Source organism: Gordonia sp. NPDC003425, assembly GCF_053588635.1.
The window spans coordinates 70,072-90,482 of sequence record NZ_JBSFQI010000004.1 but is presented as its reverse complement, the minus strand read 5'-3'; the positions used below and the strand labels follow the sequence as shown (position 1 = coordinate 90,482).

20 protein-coding genes are annotated in these 20,411 nt (G+C 68.9%); 16 read left to right on the top strand and 4 right to left on the bottom strand.

Annotated features, from left to right (window positions below; genetic code table 11):
• The first annotated feature begins 16 nt into the window (after positions 1-16).
• From dop to ACWDTD_RS06700, 11 genes are all read left to right on the top strand, one after another.
• On the top strand, positions 17-1,516 hold the full coding sequence (dop, locus tag ACWDTD_RS06750) for a depupylase/deamidase Dop (protein WP_449746315.1): 1,500 nt from the start codon (positions 17-19) through the stop codon (positions 1,514-1,516).
• Positions 1,517-1,666: 150 nt separating this feature from the next.
• Positions 1,667-1,858 (top strand): ubiquitin-like protein Pup, encoded by a 192-nt coding sequence (locus tag ACWDTD_RS06745; RefSeq protein ID WP_449746314.1) that lies wholly within the window; start codon positions 1,667-1,669, stop codon positions 1,856-1,858.
• Positions 1,855-2,739: a proteasome subunit beta gene (gene prcB, locus ACWDTD_RS06740; protein ID WP_449746313.1), complete on the top strand. Its 885-nt coding sequence runs from the start codon at positions 1,855-1,857 to the stop codon at positions 2,737-2,739. Before ACWDTD_RS06745 ends, prcB begins: the two co-directional genes overlap by 4 nt.
• A complete protein-coding gene (gene prcA / locus ACWDTD_RS06735) occupies positions 2,736-3,515 on the top strand; it encodes a proteasome subunit alpha (RefSeq protein WP_449746312.1) in 780 nt (259 codons plus the stop codon). Before prcB ends, prcA begins: the two co-directional genes overlap by 4 nt.
• Positions 3,516-3,559: 44 nt before the next feature.
• On the top strand, positions 3,560-4,918 hold the full coding sequence (pafA, locus tag ACWDTD_RS06730; RefSeq protein ID WP_449746311.1) for a Pup--protein ligase: 1,359 nt from the start codon (positions 3,560-3,562) through the stop codon (positions 4,916-4,918).
• An 18-nt stretch (positions 4,919-4,936) separates the two neighbouring features.
• The gene (locus ACWDTD_RS06725) at positions 4,937-5,926 is read left to right on the top strand and encodes a helix-turn-helix transcriptional regulator (RefSeq protein WP_449746310.1); all 990 of its coding nucleotides are present in this window, start codon (positions 4,937-4,939) and stop codon (positions 5,924-5,926) included.
• Positions 5,926-6,885, top strand: a complete 960-nt coding sequence (locus tag ACWDTD_RS06720; RefSeq protein ID WP_449746309.1) for a helix-turn-helix transcriptional regulator — start codon at positions 5,926-5,928, stop codon at positions 6,883-6,885. The genes ACWDTD_RS06725 and ACWDTD_RS06720 overlap by 1 nt, the downstream gene beginning before the upstream one ends.
• Positions 6,886-7,001: 116 nt before the next feature.
• On the top strand, positions 7,002-7,280 hold the full coding sequence (gene tatA, locus ACWDTD_RS06715; protein ID WP_449746308.1) for a Sec-independent protein translocase subunit TatA: 279 nt from the start codon (positions 7,002-7,004) through the stop codon (positions 7,278-7,280).
• A 20-nt stretch (positions 7,281-7,300) separates the two neighbouring features.
• On the top strand, positions 7,301-8,269 hold the full coding sequence (tatC, locus tag ACWDTD_RS06710) for a twin-arginine translocase subunit TatC (RefSeq protein WP_449746307.1): 969 nt from the start codon (positions 7,301-7,303) through the stop codon (positions 8,267-8,269).
• On the top strand, positions 8,266-11,061 hold the full coding sequence (locus ACWDTD_RS06705; RefSeq protein WP_449746306.1) for a DEAD/DEAH box helicase: 2,796 nt from the start codon (positions 8,266-8,268) through the stop codon (positions 11,059-11,061). Before tatC ends, ACWDTD_RS06705 begins: the two co-directional genes overlap by 4 nt.
• Before the next feature lie 194 nt (positions 11,062-11,255).
• Positions 11,256-12,125, top strand: a complete 870-nt coding sequence (locus ACWDTD_RS06700; protein ID WP_449746305.1) for a DUF4333 domain-containing protein — start codon at positions 11,256-11,258, stop codon at positions 12,123-12,125.
• Positions 12,126-12,132: 7 nt separating this feature from the next.
• Here the strand turns inward: ACWDTD_RS06700 and ACWDTD_RS06695 are convergent, their stop codons facing one another.
• Positions 12,133-13,083, bottom strand: coding sequence for a 5'-3' exonuclease (locus ACWDTD_RS06695; RefSeq protein ID WP_449746506.1), 951 nt, complete (start codon positions 13,081-13,083; stop codon positions 12,133-12,135).
• 60 nt (positions 13,084-13,143) lie between these two features.
• On the opposite strand from ACWDTD_RS06695, the gene ACWDTD_RS06690 reads away from it, so the two are divergent.
• On the top strand, positions 13,144-14,286 hold the full coding sequence (locus ACWDTD_RS06690; RefSeq protein ID WP_449746304.1) for a M24 family metallopeptidase: 1,143 nt from the start codon (positions 13,144-13,146) through the stop codon (positions 14,284-14,286).
• Positions 14,287-14,295: 9 nt separating this feature from the next.
• Here ACWDTD_RS06690 and ACWDTD_RS06685 read toward each other — a convergent pair whose 3' ends face one another.
• Positions 14,296-14,697 carry a TIGR03618 family F420-dependent PPOX class oxidoreductase gene (locus ACWDTD_RS06685; RefSeq protein WP_449746303.1) on the bottom strand — a complete coding sequence of 134 codons (402 nt, stop codon included), beginning with the start codon at positions 14,695-14,697 and terminating at the stop codon, positions 14,296-14,298.
• Positions 14,698-14,714: 17 nt separating this feature from the next.
• Between ACWDTD_RS06685 and ACWDTD_RS06680 the strand changes: the two genes are divergently transcribed.
• The 4 genes from ACWDTD_RS06680 to ACWDTD_RS06665 are packed head-to-tail and all read left to right on the top strand — an operon-like array spanning position 14,715 to position 18,245.
• The gene (locus tag ACWDTD_RS06680) at positions 14,715-15,488 is read left to right on the top strand and encodes an SDR family NAD(P)-dependent oxidoreductase (protein WP_449746302.1); all 774 of its coding nucleotides are present in this window, start codon (positions 14,715-14,717) and stop codon (positions 15,486-15,488) included.
• Positions 15,485-16,696: a precorrin-6y C5,15-methyltransferase (decarboxylating) subunit CbiE gene (cbiE, locus tag ACWDTD_RS06675; RefSeq protein ID WP_449746301.1), complete on the top strand. Its 1,212-nt coding sequence runs from the start codon at positions 15,485-15,487 to the stop codon at positions 16,694-16,696. The genes ACWDTD_RS06680 and cbiE overlap by 4 nt, the downstream gene beginning before the upstream one ends.
• Positions 16,693-17,481 (top strand): cobalt-precorrin-4/precorrin-4 C(11)-methyltransferase, encoded by a 789-nt coding sequence (locus ACWDTD_RS06670; RefSeq protein WP_449746300.1) that lies wholly within the window; start codon positions 16,693-16,695, stop codon positions 17,479-17,481. The genes cbiE and ACWDTD_RS06670 overlap by 4 nt, the downstream gene beginning before the upstream one ends.
• A complete protein-coding gene (locus ACWDTD_RS06665; protein WP_449746299.1) occupies positions 17,478-18,245 on the top strand; it encodes a cobalt-precorrin-6A reductase in 768 nt (255 codons plus the stop codon). The genes ACWDTD_RS06670 and ACWDTD_RS06665 overlap by 4 nt, the downstream gene beginning before the upstream one ends.
• An 8-nt stretch (positions 18,246-18,253) precedes the next feature.
• On the opposite strand, the gene cobJ is transcribed toward ACWDTD_RS06665, so the two are convergent.
• Positions 18,254-19,774, bottom strand: a complete 1,521-nt coding sequence (gene cobJ / locus ACWDTD_RS06660; protein ID WP_449746298.1) for a precorrin-3B C(17)-methyltransferase — start codon at positions 19,772-19,774, stop codon at positions 18,254-18,256.
• 7 nt (positions 19,775-19,781) lie between these two features.
• Entirely contained in the window at positions 19,782-20,405 is a 624-nt protein-coding gene (locus ACWDTD_RS06655) for a precorrin-8X methylmutase (RefSeq protein WP_449746297.1), read from the bottom strand.
• Positions 20,406-20,411 lie beyond the last annotated feature (6 nt).

Genomic DNA, 20,411 nt, shown 5'->3' with positions numbered 1-20,411 from the left:
ATCTACCCTCAATGTCATGCAGCGAATCATCGGCACCGAGGTGGAGTACGGGATCTCGGCTCCGGGCGACCCGACCGCGAACCCGATCATGACCTCGACGCAGGCCGTACTGGCCTATGCGGCGGCCGCGGGCGTGCCCCGTGCCAAACGGACCCGCTGGGATTACGAGGTGGAATCACCGCTTCGCGACGCACGCGGCTTCGACCTGGGCCGTGGGTCGGGGCCCGCGCCCATCATCGACGCCGACGAGATCGGTGCGGCGAACATGATCCTCACCAACGGCGCGCGGCTCTACGTCGACCACGCCCACCCGGAGTACTCGGCACCGGAGGTGACCGACCCCCGCGACGCGGTGATCTGGGACAAGGCGGGTGAACGTGTGATGGAGGCCGCGGCCCGCCACGTGGCGAGTGTGCCGGGCGCGCCGCGACTGCAGCTCTACAAGAACAACATCGACGGCAAAGGCGCCTCCTACGGCACCCACGAGAACTACCTGATGAACCGCGACACACCGTTCACCGCGGTGATCGGTGGACTCACCACGTTCTTCGCGTCCCGCCAGGTGATCAGCGGCTCGGGCCGCGTGGGCATCGGGCAGTCCGGCGACGAGGCCGGGTACCAGTTGTCGCAGCGTTCGGACTACATCGAGGTCGAGGTCGGTCTGGAGACCACACTCAAACGCGGCATCATCAACACCCGCGACGAGCCGCACGCCGACCCGGAACGCTACCGCCGGCTGCACGTCATCATCGGCGACGCCAACCTCGCCGAGACGGCGACGTACCTCAAGGTCGGCACCACCGCGCTGGTCCTCGACCTCATCGAGGCCGGTGTCGACTTCTCCGACCTCGAACTCGCGCGGCCGGTGTCGGCGGTGCATGCGATCAGCCACGACCCGTCGTTGCAGGCCACCGTCGCGTTGTCCGACGGCCGCGAACTCACCGGCCTGGCGCTGCAGCGTGAATACCTCGAACGGTGTGAACGGTTCCATCGGCATGAGCACTCCGACGACGCTCGCGCGATGGATGTGCTCGACACGTGGGCCGACGTGCTCGACCGTCTCGAACGTGACCCCATGGAGTGCGCCGACATCCTCGATTGGCCGGCCAAGCTGCGGATCCTTGAGGGTTTTCGGCAGCGTGAGGGACTCGGCTGGTCGGCCCCGCGGCTGCAACTGATCGATTTGCAGTATTCCGACGTGCGCCTCGACAAGGGCCTCTACAACCGGCTGGTGGCGCGCGGCTCGATGAAGCGCCTGGTCGACGAGGCGGAGGTGACCCGCGCGATCTCTGAGCCGCCGGAGAACACCCGCGCGTTCTTCCGGGGCGAGTGCCTGCGTCGGTTCGGCGCCGACGTCGCCGCGGCGAGCTGGGATTCGGTGATCTTCGATCTCGGCGGTGACTCCCTGGTGCGCATTCCCACCCTCGAACCGTTGCGCGGGACCCGCGCCCACGTGGGCAGACTCCTCGACTCGGTCGACTCGGCCGCCGACCTGGTGGATCAGCTCACCAACTGAGTGACACCAGATCTCCTCGTGTTCTGCACAACCCGAGTCGGCGTCCGCCGGTACTGTGGACCTACGCCGTTGCCCGGCGTGGGCACGGCGGGCTTCGGGCACATGCGGGCTGCGGTAGATGCGGGCCCGGGCAGATGCTAAGGAGAGCAGATGGCGCAGGAACAGACCAAGCGCGGCGGTGGCGACGACGATGGTGACCTCGGCCCCGACGGAGCTGCCGGGCAGGAACGTCGCGAGAAGCTTGCCGAGGACACCGACGATCTGCTCGACGAAATCGATGATGTGCTCGAGGAGAACGCCGAAGACTTCGTGCGCGCATACGTGCAGAAGGGCGGCCAGTGAGCGACACGTTCGGATCACTGCCGTTCTACCGTCCGACCTCCCGCGAATCCCTCTCATCGCTCGGCGCCGACATCTCGTCGTTCACCGATTTCCTGCGCAGCCATGCGCCGGATCAGTTGCCGCAGTCGCGGGCTGATCGCATGGGTGGATTCGCCGGGTCGGCCGACACCTCCGAGATCCCGCACGGCACCACCATCGTCGCGGTGAGTTTTCCCGGCGGGGTGGTCCTCGCCGGCGACCGGCGGGCGACGATGGGCAACCTCATCGCCACCCGCGACGTGCAGAAGGTCTACATCACCGACGAGTACTCGGCGGCGGGCATCGCCGGCACCGCCGGGATCGCGATCGAGATGGTGCGGTTGTTCACCGTAGAGCTCGAGCACTACGAGAAGATCGAGGGTGTGCCGCTCACGCTGGACGGCAAGGTGAGTCGCCTGGCGTCGATGGTCCGCGGCAACCTGGGCGCCGCGATGCAGGGTCTGGCGGCCATCCCGCTGCTGGTCGGCTACGACATCGACCACAACGACCCCAGCGAGCGGGGCCGCATCTTCTCCTTCGACGTGGCCGGTGACCGGCACGAGGAGCTGGGCGGATATCAGGCGATCGGGTCGGGATCGGTGTTCGCCAAGTCGTCGCTGAAAAAGCTGTACCGACCCGACCTGGATGCCGATGCGGCCCTGGCGATCGCGGTCGAGTCGCTCTACGACGCCGCCGACGACGATTCGGCGACCGGTGGACCCGACATCGTCCGCAAGATCTTCCCCACCGCGGTGATTGTGGGCGCCGAGGGTGCCCGGGAGGTGCCGCCCACCGAGATCGAGGCCGCCGCACGTGCCATCGTGGAACGTCGCGCCGCCGAGCACGAGGGGACCCCGCGATGACCTTCCCGTATTACGCCAGTGCCGAGCAGATCATGCGGGATCGCTCGGAGCTGGCCCGCAAGGGCATCGCCCGCGGACGCAGCGTGGTGATCCTGACGTTCGCCGACGGCGTGCTGTTCGTCGCCGAGAACCCGTCGAACACGCTGCGCAAGACCAGCGAGATCTACGACCGGATCGGGTTCGCCGCGGTCGGCAAGTACAACGAGTTCGAGAGTCTGCGCAAGGCCGGCATCCAGCTCGCCGACATGCGGGGATACAGCTACGACCGCGCCGACGTGTCGGCGTTGTCGCTGGCCAACACCTACGCCAACGCGCTGGGGTCGGTGTTCACCGAGCAGCCGAAACCCTACGAGGTGGAACTGTGTGTGGCCGAGGTGTCGCGGCCGGGTAAACCCAAGCCATCGCAGCTCTACCGGATCAGCTACGACGGTTCGATTGCCGACGAAACCCGTTTCCTGGTGATGGGCGGTGCCACCGAGTCGATCGCGGCCGCGCTGCGGGAGAGCTACGAACCCGACCTGGATCTGCGCAGCGCACTGAAGATCGCGGTGGCCGCACTGTCGGCGCCGGTGGACACCGGCAATGGTGCCGCGGCGGCGCCGCGCGACCTCGACCCGGCTGACCTCGAAGTGGCGGTGCTCGACCGCAACCGCCCGCGACGGGCCTTCCGCAGGCTCGGTTCGGCGGCTGTGGCCGACCTGCTGCCCGCCGACACCGCACCGGCTGAGCCCGCGGATCAGGCGCCGGCGACCGATGAGGAAGCGGGCGAGTCCTGATCGCGCAGCCGGTCGGGCGAGCTCACCGCGGGTAGGGTTGAACCGTGCAGCGTCGAATCATGGGCATCGAGACGGAATTCGGTGTCACGTGTACCTTCCACGGCCATCGCCGACTCAGTCCCGACGAGGTGGCCAGGTACCTGTTCCGTCGTGTCGTGTCGTGGGGCCGGTCGTCGAATGTGTTCCTGCAGAACGGGGCACGTCTCTACCTCGACGTGGGTTCGCATCCGGAGTACGCGACCGCCGAGTGCGACAGCCTGATCCAGCTGATCAACCACGACCGCGCCGGGGAGCTGGTGCTCGAGGATCTGCTGGTCGACGCCGAGCAGCGGCTGGCCGATGAAGGCATCGGCGGCGACATCTACCTGTTCAAGAACAACACCGACTCGGCGGGCAACTCATACGGCTGCCACGAGAACTATCTGGTGGTGCGGGCCGGGGAGTTCTCCCGCATCTCCGACGTGCTGTTGCCGTTCCTGGTGACCCGGCAGTTGATCTGCGGTGCCGGGAAGGTGCTGGCCACGCCCAAGGCCGCGACGTTCTGCCTGTCGCAGCGCGCCGAGCACATCTGGGAGGGCGTGTCGTCGGCCACCACCCGGTCACGTCCCATCATCAACACGCGCGACGAACCGCACGCCGACGCCGAGAAGTATCGTCGCCTGCACGTGATCGTCGGCGACTCGAACATGTCGGAGATGACCACCCTGCTCAAGGTGGGGTCCGCGGCATTGGTGCTGGAGATGATCGAGGCGGGCGTGGCGTTCCGCGACTTCGCCCTCGACAACCCGATCCGCGCGATCCGCGAGGTCAGTCACGATCCGTCGGGTCGGCGACCGGTGCGGTTGGCAGGTGGGCGGCAGGCCAGCGCCCTCGACATCCAGCGTGAATATCACGCACGCGCGGTCGAGCACATGGTCAACCGTCGTCCCGACCCCGAGATGGAGAAGGTGGTCGACCTGTGGGGCCGCATGCTCGACGCGGTCGAGGCCGACGACTTCGCCAAGGTCGACACCGAGGTGGACTGGGTGATCAAGCGCAAGCTGTTCCAGCGCTATCAGGACAAGTACTCGATGGATCTCTCCGACCCGAAGATCGCGCAACTCGACCTCGCCTATCACGACATCAAGCGGGGCCGGGGCGTGTTCGATGTGCTCTCCCGTAAGGGTCTGGTCACCCGCGCGACCACCGACGAGGACATCAAAACGGCGGTCAACGAGCCCCCGCAGACCACGCGGGCGAAGTTGCGGGGTGATTTCATCTCGGCCGCGCAGAAGGCGGGTCGTGATTTCACCGTCGACTGGGTGCATCTCAAACTCAACGATCAGGCGCAGCGAACCGTGCTGTGCAAAGATCCCTTCCGCAGTGTGGACGAGCGCGTCGATCGCCTCATCGCCTCCATGTGAGCCGTAGGCTCTCTAGTCGTGGCGACGTCCAAGGTCGAGCGACTCCTGAATCTGGTGATCTGTCTGCTGTCGACGCGGCAGTTCGTGAGCGCGGAGTACATCCGGCGCAACGTCACGGGCTACCACGACGACGGTCAGTCCGACGAGGCGTTCAACCGGATGTTCGAGCGCGACAAGACCGAACTCCGCGACCTGGGCATCCCGCTGGTCACCGGCCCCATCGAGCGCGGCGGCGTGGACGGCTACCGCATCAACCGGGAGAGCTACGCGTTGCCCGACATCACCCTGGAACCCGACGAGGCGGCCGTCATCGCCACGGCGTCGGCGCTGTGGGTCACACCGGAGGTGTCGGCGATCTCGCAGACCGCGGTGCTCAAGTTGCAGGCCGCGGGCTTTGACGTCCGCGCCGACGACGACCTCGGCATCCGGGCGTCGGATTCATCCCGGTCGATGGGGTCGGAGACCGCGATCGGCGTGGTCCTGGGCGCGATCACCGACGGCCACGCGGTGAGGTTCACCTATCGGCCCGGGTCGGCGGCATCGGCCACCACCCGCACCCTGGAGCCGTGGGGGGTGGTGACCCATCGCCGGCGCTGGTACGTCGTCGGGCACGACCGTGACCGAGACGCCACCCGCACATTCCGGCTGTCCCGGATCTCGGCCGTCCATACGGTCGGTCGGGCCGGCGCCGTCGCGGCCCCCGATGACGTGGATCTGCAGGGCGTCGTCGCCGCAGCGGTCGACTCGGCAACCGGTCCCGACACCGGATCCGCGCGGATCTGGGTGGCCGACGGCAAGGCTGCCGGGCTGCGCCGGCTGGCCACGTCCACCGAACGCGGCACCGTCGACGGTGATGCCGGAGACGTGCTCACGGTGCAGGTCCGGTCGCTGGGCACGCTCACCCGGATGGTGCTCGGCGCAGGCGCCGCAGCCGTGGTCCTCGATCCGCCGGAACTGCGTGACGCGGTGATCGCCGGACTCGACGCGCTCGTCGGGAGCAGCGTCTGATGGCCACTGCGCAACCCTCCCGGATCAGCCGGCTGTTGGCCCTGGTGCCGTATTTCCAGGCGCGCAGCGGCATCTCGATCGACCAGGCGGCCGCCGATCTCGGTGTCACCGCCCGCCAGCTCACCAAGGATCTCGACCAGCTCTTCGTGTGCGGGCTGCCCGGCTACTACCCCGATGATCTGATCGACATCGAGTACAGCGAGGGTGTCGTCGACGTGAAGTTCGCGGCGGGCATGGACCGGCCGCTGCGACTGACCACCACGGAGGCGTCGACGCTGCTGGTCGCGCTGCAGGCGCTTGTCGACATGCCCGGCGTGGTCGACCGGGACGCGGGTCACCGGGCGATCGCCAAGATCGAGCAGGCGGTGGGGGAGTCGGTGCCCGGCCTGGCGGCATCGGATGATGACGATGGCGCGGCGGCCACCCACGCGGCCCTGCGTGAGGCGGTGCGTACCGGGCGTGCGGTACGGATTCGCTACTACTCGGCCACCGGCGACACCGTCACCGAACGCACGGTCGACCCGATCCGGCTGCAGGTGGTGGATAACAACACCTACCTCGAGGCGTGGTGTCGCAGCAGCGAGGGTGTGCGTCTGTTCCGTTTCGATCGGGTGGAGGAGGCCACGGTCCTCGACGAACCCTCCGATCCGCCCGAGCGGGCCATCGACTCACCACAGTCGGTGATCCTCGCCGACAATCCCGGGCTCCCGTCGGTGCTCATCGACATCGATCCCGACGAACTCTGGGTGCTCGACTACTACCTGATCGAGCCCGTGGAGCCACTCGATGCGCGCACCGACCCCGATGCACCGGTGCGCGCCGGCCTCGTCTACGGCTCGCCCGCGTGGCTGACACGGTTCCTCCTCGGTTTCGGCGGGCACATCCGGGTGGTCGACGACCCCGCGATCGCCGATGCGGTCACCAGCGAGGCGACCGCAGCCCGCGCCCGCTACCACTGAAGCCCCGCTACCACTGAAGCCCCGCTACCACTGAAGCCCCGCTACCGCGCTCGTGCGCTGTCATGCCAAAACCTGCGCCTCGGGTAGCATGAGCGTGAACTGATCGGGAGGTCTTCATGTTCGGGAACGTCTTGCATCCCTGGCACATCGTCGTGATCGTGATCGTCTTGCTGCTGCTCTTCGGCTCCAAACGGCTGCCCGATACCGCGCGCGGACTGGGGCGCTCGCTGCGCATCTTCAAGAGCGAGATGAAGGAGATGCAGCGCGACGACGACACGCCGGCCGACGGAGCCAAGGACGAGGCGAGTAAGGCTCTGCCCAGCGGGTCGTCGACGTCGGAGGTGCCGACCGCGAAGTCGGAGCCCGCGGCCGACGACGTGAAGAAGTCCGCTTAGGGGCTCGGCGGAGCACTCGAGTGCGTATCCCGCTGGATCCCCGATACCGCAAACGCAAGGTCAATCCGGACGGCACGATGCCGCTGGTGGAGCATCTCTACGAGCTCCGCACCCGGCTGGTGATCGCCATGATCGCCATCGCTCTGACCACGATGGTCGGCTTCATGTGGTACTCCCACAGCCTCTTCGGAATCGAGTCACTGGGTGACCTGCTGCGCGAGCCCTACTGTTCTCTGCCGGCATCGTCGCGGGCTGCGCTGACCCCCGACGACTCGTGTCGCCTCCTGGCCACCGGGCCGTTCGATCAATTCATGCTGCGTCTCAAGGTGGCGCTGACCGCGGGAATCGTGCTTGCGTGCCCAATCTGGTTCTACCAGTTGTGGCAGTTCATCACGCCCGGCCTCTACGCCAACGAACGGCGCTACGCGGTCAGCTTCGTGTCGGCGGCGGCGGTGCTGTTCGTGGCCGGAGCCGTGCTCGCCTACCTGATGGTGGCCAAGGCGTTCGAGTTCCTGCTCACCGTGGGCAACGGAGTTCAGGTGACCGCCCTGGCCGGTGACCAGTACTTCAACTTCATGTTGCACCTGCTGATCATCTTCGGCGTGAGTTTCGAACTGCCGCTGCTCATCGTCGCCCTCAACCACATCGGGGTGCTGCCCTACGCACGGCTCAAGACGTGGCGGCGCGGGCTGATCTTCGCGCTCTTCGTGTTCGCCGCCTTCGCCACTCCCGGGCAGGACCCGTTCACGATGTGCGCGCTGGCCTTCGCGCTGACGCTGCTGATGGAGATCTCGATTCAGATCGCCCGCATCAGTGACAAGCGCAAGTCACGCCGCCGTCCGGACTGGTTGTCGGTGCCCGACGACGAAGCCAGCACGCTGTCGGGGACGCCGGACACGTCGTCGCTCGGCCGGACCGAACGGGTGGCGTCGCCGGGACCGATACGGTCCTCGGTACGCGACCGGGACATCTTCGACGACATCCTGTGAGCGAACTCGATCGGTTCCGGGCACGGTTGAGCTTCGGGCTCGACGGCTTTCAGGTCGATGCCTGCACGGCCCTGGAATCGGGTCACGGCGTGCTCGTGTGTGCACCCACCGGCGCGGGCAAGACGATCGTCGGCGAGTTCGCGGTGCACCTCGCGCTGGCCGCGGGGAGCAAGTGTTTCTACACCACGCCCATCAAGGCGCTCAGTAACCAGAAATACGCCGACCTGGTGGCCGTGCACGGCCGTGAGTCGGTGGGACTGCTGACCGGCGACAGTTCCATCAATTCCGACGCCCCGGTGGTCGTGATGACCACCGAGGTGGTGCGCAACATGATCTACGCCAACTCGCCGGCACTGCGCGGACTGTCCCACGTGGTGATGGACGAGGTGCACTTTCTCGCCGACCGCTTCCGCGGTGCGGTGTGGGAGGAGGTGATCCTGGGCCTCGAACCGTCGGTGCGTGTGGTGAGCTTGTCGGCGACGGTGAGCAACGCCGAGGAGTTCGGCGACTGGATCCAGACGGTACGCGGGGACACCACCGTCATCGTCGACGAGCACCGTCCGGTGCCGCTCGAGCAGCACATGCTGGTGGGCTCGCGGATGTTCGACCTGTTCGACCCGCAGTCGTCGCGATCGGGCCGGCCGCAGGTGAATGGCGAGCTCAAACGCTATATCCGGCACCGAATCCTGCTCGCTGACGAACGCGGCGCGGCCGGATCACGCCGCGGGAACCGGGCCGGACGCAACCAGGGGGGACGCGGACGCGCCGCCGGGACGCTGTCGCGTCCGCAACTCGTCGCGCGGCTCGACCGGGAGGCGTTGCTGCCGGCGATCGGGTTCATCTTCTCCCGCGTCGGGTGCGACGCCGCACTGAGTCAGTGCCTGCGGTCGGGTCTCACCCTTCTCACCCCGGAGGAGGCCGCGGCCGTCGACGAGGTGGTGGACCGTCATCTCGACGAGATCTCACCCGCCGATGCCGACGTCCTCGGCGTCGACGAATGGCGCACGGGGCTGCGACGTGGGTTCGCCGCCCACCACGCGGGCCTGCTGCCCACCTTCCGGCACACCGTGGAGGAACTGTTCGTCCGAGGCCTGGTCCGGATGGTGTTCGCCACCGAGACCCTCGCACTCGGCATCAACATGCCGGCCCGGTCGGTGGTCCTCGAACGCCTGGTGAAATTCAACGGCGAGTCGCATGTCGACCTGACCCCGGGTGAGTTCACCCAGCTCACCGGCCGCGCCGGTCGGCGCGGCATCGACGTCGAGGGTCACGCGGTGGTGGTCTGGTCTCCCGAACTCGTGCCCGAACAGGTCGCCGGGCTCGCCGGGGCACGTACCTTTCCGCTGCGCAGCTCGTTCACCCCGGAATACAACATGGCGGTCAACCTCATCGGGCGCCTCGGGATCGACGGATCGCGGGCGCTCCTCAACCGGTCGTTCGCCCAGTTCCAGGCCGATCGTTCGGTGGTGGGGCAGGCACACAAGGTCGACGACATGTACCGGAGGCTGCGCAAACTCGACGTCGAGTTGAGCGGCGCGGCACGCGCGCGGGGCATCGAACCGGGTGCCGTGGGTGCCGGCGGTGACGTCGGTGCCGCTGCGGCAGAGGATGATCCGTATTCGGGCTTTCTCGGCTACGTGACGTTGCGGGAGGAGATCCGCCAACGCGAACGCGACCTCAAGTTCCAGAAGCGGATCAGCGCACATGAATCCACCGTGGCCGACCTCGCGGCGCTCAAGAAGGGTCACGTGATCGGGGTGCCCAACGGCAGGCATCGCGGACTGGCCGTGGTCCTCGAACCCGCGTCGCAGGCCGCCGACCCGAAACCGCTTGTGCTCAGCGAGGACGCGTGGTGCGGCCGGGTGGGGACCCGGGATTTCGTCAATCCGCCCGAGGTTCTCGGGAACATGCGTCTGCCGAAGAATCCCGATCGCCGGACCGGCCGGGGGCGGCGAGACCTCGCCTCGGCGTTGCGTTCCACCGGCCTCGAGATGCCGCGCGGGAGGCCGCGCAAACGCGCCCCCGCAGCCGACGACGCCGACCTGGTGCGACTGCGTCAGGCGCTGCGCGCGCACCCCGCCCATCGCATCGAGGGCTCCGACGACCTGTTCCGGCTGGCCGAGCAACGCAACCGCATCGTGCGTGACATCGTGTCGGCGGAACGCTCGATCGGCGAACGCACCTCGACGCTGTCGACCACCTTCGATCGCATCGTCGCGGTACTCACCGAACTCGGCTATCTGGAGGACGACGCGACCGGTGTCACGGTGACCCCGACAGGTCATTTGCTCAGCCGAATCTACAGCGAGAGCGACCTTCTGGTCACCGAGTGCATCCGCGCCGGTGTCTGGGACCGGCTCGGCCCGGCCGAACTGGCGGCCGTCGTCGCGTCGGTGGTGTTCGAATCGCGCCGGGAGAGCTTCGCCGGAGCCGACGCCATGCCGGGGAGTGTTGCGCTGCGCACGGCGATCGCCGACACCGTGCAGATCTGGCGTGCGGTGACCGCGGTGGAGACGTCCCACCGGATATCGCCCACCCGAGAACCCGACACCGGGTTCTCGGTTGCGGTGTCGCTGTGGGTGTCTGGGCGTTCGCTCACCGAATCGCTGGCCGCGGCCGGGGAGCGGGGACAACTGCTGTCGCCCGGGGATTTCGTTCGATGGAACCGCCAGGTGGTCGACCTGCTCGAACAGATACGACTCGGGGTCGGAGACGACGCGCCGCTGTCGGTTCCGGCGCGGGCCGCGGTACGCGCGATCCGGCGCGGTGTGGTCGCAGCCGAACTGGGATGACGCCCGGACGGTCGGACGTTCGGGTAAGTGATTGTCGATGACGGCTGCGGTAACGTACTTCAGGCATATCGGGTCGGTGCCGTGATCGCTGCGCAGGTCGCGGCGGAACGTGTGAACCGAGCCCGGTTCGACCGTAGATCCATCGGAGAACCCAGCGGGCACCGACCGCGGCCGGGTAGAGCGGGAGACAGACCATGAGCCACCCCCATGACCCCAACAGGCCCGGCGGGCCGGACAACGAGACCGAAGTGGTCAACACCGGATCACCGACACCGCCTCCCACTCCTGCGGCCCCGCCGACCACGGCGGCCCCCCTCACTCCGCCGCCGGGAGCCCAGTCTCCCTACGGCCAGCCTCCTCAGGGCCAATCTCCTCAGGGCCAATCTCCCCAGGGCGGCCAATCTCCCCAGGGCCAGTCGCCCTATGGCCAGCCCGCCTACGGTCAGGCGCCGCAAGGTGCCGGCACCCCGCCCGGGTATGCCCCACAGGGCTACCAGCAGCCCCCGGCCGGCGGATACGGGCAGACCGCCGCATTCGGTTCCCAGCCGGGTCAGCCACAGGCGGGCTACGGCACCCCCGGGTCGCCGTATGCTCAGCCCGCCTATGGCGAGCAACCCGGGTACGGCCAGCAACCCGGATATGGTCAGCAGCCCGGGTACGGCCAGCAGCCGGGAGCCTACGGGCCCACCGGCCAGTACGGGGCCCCCGACCAGTTCGCCGCGATGTCGACGACGCCGCAACGTAAAGGGTTGCGCAACCTGTTGATCGCCGGCGGGGGCGCGCTGGTGCTGATCGCGGCGATCCTGCTCATCACCGCCTTCGCATGGCCGGGATGGGCACCGAAGAACCTCGATCAGACCGCCGCGCAGAACGGCGTCAAACACGTGCTCACCAGTGACTACCAGGCCACCGACGTCAGCAACGTGAAATGCCCGTCGGGGCAGCGCGTGCGCAAGGGCGATTCGTTCACCTGCTCGGTCACCGTCGGCGGCCAGCAACAGCAGGTCAAGGTCACCTTCCTCGACGACGACGGCAAGTACGAGGTGGCCCGACCCACCAGTTGAGGCACACTCAACCGGCCGGTAGCTCCCATCCGAGGGCCGCGGCCAACCGCCCCACCGAGCCGCCGACACCGAGTTCCTCGACGAGATCGGCGAGTGCGGCCGGGTCGGCGGGCGCGCTGGGCAGATGGTCGTCGGCTCTCGACTCGACGGTCGGTGCGTCGATCCGCACGGTGACCACCGTGCGGGCCGCGTCGAGATAGTCGGCGGCCGCCAGCAACGCGCTGCGAGTGCGCGCGGTGAGCGACGTCGCGCGGTCGGTGGCCGCGGCCTCGAGCGCATCGAGGTCGCCGTACTCGCAGATCAGTTTCGCGGCCGTCTTCTCGCCGATTCCGCTCACGCCCGGCAACCCGTCGGAGGGATCGCCGCGCAGCATCGACATCTCCGCATAGCCCGTTCCGGCGCGATCGGCCGGGAGCCGGTACTTCTCGGCGACCTCCCGGGGGCCCATCAGTTCGGCCCGGGCCAGGCCTCGGCCCACATACAGCACGCGAACGGGCACCGGGTCGTCGGCGACCACCTGCAGCAGGTCGCGGTCGCCGCTGACCACCATCACCGGGTCCGTCGTCTCCGCGTGGGCCAGCGTGCCGATCACATCGTCGGCCTCGCAGCCGGGGGCACCGGAGGTGGTCAGCCCGGCCGCGGCGAGCAGGTCGAGAATCATGTCGACCTGCGGGGTCAGTGTGTCGGGCACCTCCTCGACATCACCGCCGGCGCCGTGCGGCGCTTCTTCGGCCACCCGGTGCGCCTTGTACGACCCGATGAGTTCGGTGCGGAAGGCCGGACGCCAATCGAGGTCGAGGCACACCACCAGCCGGGTGGGTCGGTGCGTGGTGACCAGCGACGCGATGGTGTCCACGAAGCCGCGCACCGCATTCACCGGCCGTCCGTCGGGTGCCGTCAACTTCTCCGGGAGGGCGTGAAACGAGCGAAACCACAGGCTCGCGCCGTCGAGCAGCATCAGGGATCCGGCCATACCCACACCATGCCATCCGGGTGGGGGCCCGCGTAGGCTGCGTCCATGAGTGCCACCGGGTCCGTGCACGCGAACCGATACGAACGTTTCGAGTCGGTCGTCTACCAGCAGCGACTCGCGCGCGCGGCCGAGCTCACCGCGGCAGCCGGTCTCGACGCGCTGATCGTCTCGCCCGGCCCCGACCTGCGGTACCTCACCGGGTCGCGTGCGGACACCTTCGAACGTCTCATGGCGCTGGTGATTCCGGCGTCGGGCAACCCGCACCTCGTGGTGGCCCGGCTCGAACTGGCATCGGTCCGCGAGTCGGCCGTTTCGGAACTCGGGATCGAGGTGGACGACTGGGTCGACGGCGACGACGCCCATACTCTGGCGCTGTCGGGTCTGCCGCGCGGGTCACGCATCGCCGTGTCGGAGTCGATGCCCGCGCTGCACGTGGTGCCGTTCGCCGACCGCAACCGGGCCACCCCGACGCTGGCCACGCCGGTGCTTCGTGAACTGCGGATGATCAAGGACGACAACGAGATCGAGGCGTTGCGCCGTGCCGGGGCGGCCATCGACCGGGTGCATGGGCGGATGGGGGAGTGGCTGATGCCGGGGCGCACCGAACGTGAGGTGGCCGCCGACATCGACGCCGCGATCGTGGCGGAGGGGCACACCGGTGCCGAGTTCATCATCGTCGGGTCCGGACCCAACGGCGCCGATCCGCACCACGAGTTCTCCGACCGGGTGATCGCCGCCGACGACGTCGTCGTGATCGACATCGGCGGACCGGTGGAGCCCGGCTACAACTCCGACAGCACCCGCACCTACTGCTTCGCCCCGCCGAGCGGCGAGATCGCCGACGCGTACAGCGCGTTACAACTGGCCCAGCGCACCGCGGTGGCCGCCGTCGCGCCCGGCGTCACCGCGGAGGAGGTCGACGCAGCGGCGCGGGATGTGTTGGTGCAGGCCGGTTTCGGCGACAACTTCATCCACCGCACCGGCCACGGCATCGGCCTGTCGGTGCACGAGGAGCCCTACATCGTCAGCGGCAACACACTGACCCTGGCACCCGGAATGGCGTTCAGCATCGAACCCGGTGTGTATTTCCCGGGGTCGTGGGGAGCGCGCATCGAGGACATCGTGGTGGTCACCGATGATGGCTGCGCATCGCTGAACACCCGCCCGCATGACCTCGTCGTGCTCTGAGCGCCCCGATCAGGAGTCCAGCAGCGTACGCGAACCCAATACTCTGGCGACCCCGATCTCGATGACCACACGCCGCGGATTGGGCCGCGGCTCGCGATAGCGTGCCGCGTATCGACGCTCGGCATCGGCCACCCGATCGGGGTCGCGTCGCACCACCGCGGGACCCTCCAGGGTGATCCACCGGGGGCCGTCGACGTGGGTCACCGCACCGTAGCCCGCACGTTCCACGTTGCGTACCTTCTGATTTCCGTCGGTGGTGATCACCCGCGCGAGCCCGTTGTCGGGGTCGTAGGTGAAACCCACCGCCACCACATGCGGGGTGCCGTCGGCGCGCGTGGTGGCCAGCGTTGCCAGGTGACGTTCGGTCAGGAACTGCAGCGCACCGGGGGACAGCACGGAGGTGGTTGGCATGCTGACATACTGCACACATGGCGAACACTCGGCACATCGACCCCGGTGCCATCGTGGTGTTCGGCGGCCGAAGTGAGATCGGACTGCAGGTGGCACGCCGCCTCGCCGCCGGGCGCACCGTGGTGCTCGCGGCACGCCGGCCCGACGACCTGGTCGAGGAGACGGCGACGCTGAACGCCGCCGGGGCCACCGAGGTGATCGCCGTCGCGTTCGACGCCGACGACACCGACACCCACACCGCGCTGGTCGATCGCCTGATCGCCGATCACGGACCGATCGCCGTTGCCATCGTTGCCTTCGGCATTCTCGGCGATCAGCAACGGGCCGAACACGACGTCACCCACGCACTGCAGATCGCGCACACCGACTACGTCGCGCAGATCAGTGTGCTCACACCACTGGCCAACGCGATGCGCGCGCAGGGATCGGGCACCATCATCGTGTTCTCGTCGATCGCCGGGGTGCGGGTGCGCCGCGCCAACTACGTGTACGGCTCGACGAAGGCGGGACTCGACGGCTTCGCCGGCGGCCTGGCCGACGCCCTGCACGGCAGCGGGGTGCGATTGCTGCTGGCCCGTCCCGGTTTCGTGATCGGTCACATGACCGCGGATCTGATGGCCGCGGGCACGCCACCGGCGCCCATGTCGGTGACCGCCGATCAAGTCGCCGACGCAGTGGTACGGGCGTACCGCAAGGGCCGGGGCGAGGTGTGGATTCCCACGGCCTTGCGGCCGGTGGCGTTCGCCATGCGTCTGATGCCGCGCGCGATCTGGCGTCGGCTGCCACGATGACCGTCGATCAGCCGATCTCCACCCGCTTCGTCGTCGTCGGGATCGGCGCGGACGGGTGGAGCGGACTGTCGGAACGGGCGCGAACGGAGTTGCGTGGCGCGTCGGTCATCTACGGGTCACGGCGTCAGCTCGATCTGATCGAACGCGTCGACGCCGAGGTGATCTGCTGGCACACCCCGATGTCGACCCACCTGGCGTCGGTGCTCGCCGAGCACATCCGGCCGGTGGTGCACATCCTCGCCAGCGGCGACCCCATGTTCCACGGTGTCGGCAGCTCGGTGGTCAAATCGGTGGGTGCGCAACGTGTCACGGTGATCCCCGCGGTGTCCAGTGTGAGTCTCGCGTGCGCGCAGCTCGGGTGGGACCTGGTGGACACCCGGGTCATCACCACCCTGCGCGGCGACGTGCACTCGGTGATCCCCGAACTCGCCGACGGCCGGCGCCTGCTGGTACTGAGCCGTGACGGGCACACCCCGGCCCAACTCGCCGAGGTCGTGACGGCGCAGGGATTCGGCTGGTCGACGCTGACGGTGCTCGAACAGCTCGGCGGCCCCCGGCAGACTGTGGTGGAAGGACTCGCCCGCAGTTGGCGCCACCACGACCTCGACCCGTTGAACATCGTCGCGATCGCGTGCATCGGGCCTCGCGGCAGCAATGCGCCAGGACGTGGCGACGATGAGTTCACCCACGACGGACAGATCACCAAGTCGCCGGTGCGGGCGCTGACGGTCGCCGCACTCCGGCCCGGTGGCCCACAACTGCTGTGGGACATCGGTTCTGGATCGGGCAGCGTCGCCATCGAATGGCTGCGGGCCGATCCCGCCGGGCACGCCATCGCCTTCGAACGCCACACCGGCCGCGCCGGCCGCATCGCCGAGAACGCGCACCGGCACGGCGTGTGCGGCGCACTGTCGGTGCGTGGCGAGGTGCCCGCGGCGCTCGCCGCAGCCCCGGACCCCGACGCCGTCTTCATCGGCGGAGGTCTGGACGAGGAGGTGATGGCCACCGCGTGGGAGGCGTTGCTCGAGGGCGGGACGATGGTCGTCAACGCGGTGACCGTCGAGTCGCAGCAACAGCTCACCGCCTGGCATCGCGCCCACGGCGGTGTGCTGCGCCGCATCTCGATCGAGACGGTGGAACCGCTCGGGTCGATGACCACCTGGCGGCCCGTGCTGCCGATCGTGCAGTGGATCGCCGAGAAGCCGTGACCGTCTACTTCATCGGCGCCGGACCGGGCGCCCACGACCTGATCACCCTGCGGGGTGCCCGCATCCTGGGCGAATGCCGAACCTGCCTCTACGCGGGATCGCTGGTGCCCGCCGAGATGCTGCAGGCGTGTCCGGCCGATGCGGTGCTCATCGACACCGCCCGGATGCCGCTGGCCGAGATCATCGGTCACATCGAGACCGCCCATCGTGCCGGGCACCACGTGGCGCGCCTGCACTCCGGCGACATCTCGCTGTATTCGGCGTTCGCCGAACAGCATCGCGCGCTACAAGAGCGGGGCATCGACGTCGAGATCGTGCCCGGAGTGCCCGCGTTTGCCGCCGCGGCCGCGGCCCTGGATACTGAACTGACCGTGCCCGGGGTGGCGCAGAGCCTACTGATCACCCGGGTGTCGACGCTGTCCACCGACATGCCGCCCGGCGAGGAACTCGACCGACTCGCGGCCACCGGGATCACCCTCGCCCTGCATCTCGCCGCCCACCGAACCGCGGAACTCGTCGAGGTGCTGACGCCGCACTACGGCCCCGACTGCCCGACGGCAACGGTCGCGTTCGCCTCGCGACCCAACCAGCAGATCGTGCGATGTACCCTGTCGGAGCTTCCGAAATCTCTGTCCGACAGCGGCATTCGGCGCACCGCCGTCATTTTTGTCGGACCGGTGCTGGGTTCGTCGGACCAGCGCACACCCACCGACAGCTATCTTTACTCCCACGCCCGGATGGCTGCGTTGCGTGCCGACCCCGCCACGCACAGGGATCACCCGTGACCGCGCAGGTGCTGCTGCTCGGCGGTACCAGCGAGGCACGCGAGCTCGCGGGTCGGCTGGATGGACGGGGGATCGGGGTGATCAGCTCACTCGCCGGCCGGGTCGCCGACCCCCGACTGCCGGTCGGGGAGGTCCGCATCGGAGGTTTCGGCGGGATCTCCGGGCTGCGGGAATGGTTGCGCGAGCACGACATTGCCGCGATCGTCGACGCCACCCACCCGTACGCCACCACCATCAGCGCCCACGCCGTCGCGGCAGCCACGGCCACCGGCACACCGCTGCTCCGGTTGCGGCGACCCGCCTGGACGCCCGGACCCGACGACGCGTGGCATGTGGTGCCGACCATCGCCGACGCGGCCGACGAGGTCGACCGGAGTGGCGGGCGCGTCTTTCTCACCACCGGCCGTCAGGATGTGGGCGCGTTCACCGAGATCACGTCCGCCTGGTTCCTGATCCGGGTGGTCGACGCACCCGACACCGCACTGCTGCCCGCCCATCATCGGCTGCTGAGGTCGCGCGGACCCTACCGCGCCGACGACGAGGCCACGCTGATGCGCACGCACCGAGTGGACACACTGGTCACCAAGAACAGCGGCGGCGCGCTCACCCGAGGCAAACTCGACGCGGCCCGGCACCTCGGGGTGCGGGTGATCATGATCGACCGTCCCGACGAAACCGGTGGCGAACCAACCGTTTCCGATGCCGATGCGGCCGCCGACTGGGTCACGGCCACACTGGCGGACCGGCATGTCGAACGGGCCTGAGTCGCTCGTCAGCCGTCGTGGTGGCGCGGGGTGAACACCAGCCGCCCCCCGGCACGCTCGACGACGCGGGTGGCCGAGGATCCGACGATGATCATCGTGCGCATGTCCACCGACGCCGGGTCCAACTCGCCGACCGTGGTGACCTGCAGGTCCTGTTCGGGACCTCCCACGTCGCGTCCGAGGATCAGCGTCCGGTCGGCGGACACGGTGTCGATCAGGATCTCTCGTAGCCGCGGCACCTGCCAGGTGCGGCTGCGCGATCCCGGGTTGTAGATCGCCACCACGAGGTCGGCGCCCACGGCAGACCGGATGCGTTCGGCGATCACATCCCACGGTTTGAGCCGGTCGGACAGCGAGATCACCGCGAAGTCGTGACCCAGCGGTGCGCCCACCGCCGCGGCCACGGCCGTCGCTGCGGTCACCCCGGGCACCACGCGTACCGGCACGTCGGTCCACCGCGCTTCGGCGGCCACCTCGGCGACGGCCGAGGCCATCGCGAACACTCCCGGATCGCCCGACGACACCACTGCCACCCGCGCACCGCGTGAGGCGAGATCGAGCGCGAACTCGGCGCGCTCGGCCTCCACCCGGTTGTCGCTGGCGTGCACGCGTTGCCCCGGGCGCGGTGTCAGCCGTGCCAGATACGTCTTGTACCCCACCAGATCGGTGGCCGCGGCGAGCTCGGCACGCACCTGCGGCGTGGTCTGATCGGCCGCTCCCGGGCCCAGACCCACCACCACCACCTCACCTGATGTGGCAACGGAAGACGGGGTGGCGAACCGCGGATTGTTGCGACGACCGGGCACCACGACCATCGAGAAGTAGGGGACCTGCGCGGGATCGACCTCACCGACCGGGGCGACGCGCTGCACCGCGGTGGATGCCCGCTCGACGTACCAGGCCTCGTCGAGGCGACCCGCGCGCGTCAGCGCTTCGCGCACGGTCGCGAACGTCCTGCCGAGTTTGAGAACGGCGATCGCGTCCGCACCGGCGAACAGCGCGATCAGTTCGTCCGGGGGCAATGTCCCGGGAACCACCGTGAGGGTCTCGTCGCCCTCCACCAGCGGGATACCGACCGCGGCCGACGCCGCGCTCACCGACGTCACACCGGGCACGATCTCGGCGGGGAACTCGGCGGCGAGCCGTTTGTGCATGTGCATGTACGAGCTGAAGAACAGCGGATCTCCCTCCGCGAGCAGGCACACGTCGCGGCCGGCCCGCAGGTGCGCGGCGAGCCGCTGCGCCGACTGCTCGTAGAAGTCGTCGAGGGCCCCGCGATAGCCGCCGGGATGATCGGTGGTCTCCGTGGTCACCGGATACATCAGGCGTTCCTCGATCTGCCCGTCCCGCAGGTAGGGCGCCGCCACCGCGCGGGCGATGCTGTTGCCATGGCGCGCACAGTGATACGCGATCACCTCGGCGTCACCGATCACGCGGGCGGCCTTGACGGTGACCAGTTCGCTGTCGCCGGGACCCAGCCCGACGCCCCAGAGTGTGCCGGGTGGGGAAGAGTGCACGGGTGTGGTCATCGGACGCTCATTCCTGCGGGCTGGCCAGCGCATTGAGCGCGGCGGCGGTGATCGCCGATCCGCCCCGGCGCCCGGTCACCGTGATGAAGTCGAGGTCGGTGCGCGCGGCCAGGGCGGCGCACGATTCGGCTGCCCCGACGAACCCGACGGGTGCGCCCACGATGGCCGCGGGGCGGGGGGCGCCCGCATCGATCAGGTCGAGCAGGGCGAACAGCGCGGTGGGCGCGTTGCCGATGGCCACCACGGAGCCGGCCAGCCGGGGCAACCAGAGGTGCACCGCAGCCGCGGTACGGGTGGTCTGCAGGCGTTCGGCGAGATCGGGGACGCCCGGATCGTGCAGCAGGCACAGCACCTCGTTGTCGGCGGGCAGCCGGCGCCGGGTGACACCGGCGGCCACCATGGTGGCGTCGCAGAAGATGGGCGCCCCGCCGCGCAGCGCCGCGCGCGCCGCCCGAACCACTCCGGCGGTGGCCACCACATCGTGGGGGAGGTCGGTTTGCCCGCAGGCGTGGATCATCCGAACCACCACACCGGCGACGTCATCGTCGAACGCCGACAGATCCGATTCGGCGCGGATCATCGCAAAGGACTGTCGGTAGATGGCAGCGCCGTCGCGCAGGTACTCGGTCATCGTGGT